The sequence below is a fragment of the Paenibacillus sp. GCM10027629 genome, assembly GCF_042676425.1.
Taxonomy (GTDB): Bacteria; Bacillota; Bacilli; order Paenibacillales; family Paenibacillaceae; genus Paenibacillus_K; species Paenibacillus_K terrigena.
In genome coordinates this window covers 1-982 of the sequence record NZ_JBHTGZ010000019.1, presented here as the reverse complement: position 1 = coordinate 982, position 982 = coordinate 1, and the positions used below count along the sequence as shown (strand labels likewise).

Here is a 982-nt window from a genome sequence, read left to right as displayed (position 1 = left end):
GGAGGCTGATGGATTCGAACCACCGAACTCGGAGAGAGCAGATTTACAGTCTGCCGTGTTTAGCCACTTCACTAAGCCTCCACAATGAATTACATGGTGCCGTCGAGAGGACTTGAACCCCCAACCTACTGATTACAAGTCAGTTGCTCTACCAGTTGAGCTACAACGGCATATTGGATTTAAATGGTGGCTCGGGACGGAATCGAACCGCCGACACGAGGATTTTCAGTCCTCTGCTCTACCGACTGAGCTACCGAGCCTTATTCGTATTCTAGATGGCGGAGCTGACGGGATTCGAACCCGCGGTCTCCTGCGTGACAGGCAGGCATGTTAGGCCTCTACACCACAGCTCCACAGTATTGGCTCATTTAATAATTGGTTGCGGGGGCAGGATTTGAACCTGCGGCCTTCGGGTTATGAGCCCGACGAGCTACCGGGCTGCTCCACCCCGCGTCATCAAACAAAATATATATGGTGGAGGCTAACGGGATCGAACCGCTGACCCTCTGCTTGTAAGGCAGATGCTCTCCCAGCTGAGCTAAGCCTCCGTTTTACAGCGACATCTATTATTGTATCAGATGTTCTATCAACTTGGCAACCATCAATTTTTACCAGTTACAAAGTTCTAAATGGTGACCCGTAGGGGATTCGAACCCCTGTTACCTCCGTGAAAGGGAGGTGTCTTAACCCCTTGACCAACGGGCCTTGCATGAAATAATTAGTGGCGGAGAGAGAGGGATTCGAACCCTCGAGACGCTTGTGACGCCTACACGATTTCCAATCGTGCTCCTTCGGCCAACTCGGACACCTCTCCACATGGCTCCCCGAACAGGACTCGAACCTGTGACAACTCGATTAACAGTCGAGTGCTCTACCAACTGAGCTATCAGGGAATATTCAGTTCAGAGTTTGATCTCTGAAAACCGGATGCGAAATAAATTTGCGTTTTAATTTTAGGATAAGCCCTCGACCGATTAGTATT

Annotated in this window: 9 tRNA genes; all 9 read right to left on the bottom strand. The window is 50.2% G+C overall.

The window, feature by feature from the left end:
- A tRNA-Tyr gene (locus ACFQZR_RS27165) sits at window positions 1–81 on the bottom strand.
- Window positions 82–94: 13 nt separating this feature from the next.
- Window positions 95–170 (bottom strand) — tRNA-Thr (locus ACFQZR_RS27160).
- Between the two features lie 14 nt (window positions 171–184).
- Window positions 185–260: transfer RNA gene (locus ACFQZR_RS27155), tRNA-Phe, on the bottom strand.
- A gap of 16 nt (window positions 261–276) precedes the next feature.
- Window positions 277–353, bottom strand: a tRNA-Asp gene (locus ACFQZR_RS27150).
- 23 nt (window positions 354–376) lie between these two features.
- Window positions 377–453, bottom strand: a tRNA-Met gene (locus tag ACFQZR_RS27145).
- Window positions 454–472: 19 nt separating this feature from the next.
- Window positions 473–548: transfer RNA gene (locus ACFQZR_RS27140), tRNA-Val, on the bottom strand.
- Between the two features lie 82 nt (window positions 549–630).
- Window positions 631–705, bottom strand: a tRNA-Glu gene (locus ACFQZR_RS27135).
- A 17-nt stretch (window positions 706–722) separates the two neighbouring features.
- Window positions 723–814, bottom strand: a tRNA-Ser gene (locus ACFQZR_RS27130).
- Between the two features lie 3 nt (window positions 815–817).
- A tRNA-Asn gene (locus tag ACFQZR_RS27125) sits at window positions 818–893 on the bottom strand.
- Window positions 894–982: the final 89 nt, after the last annotated feature.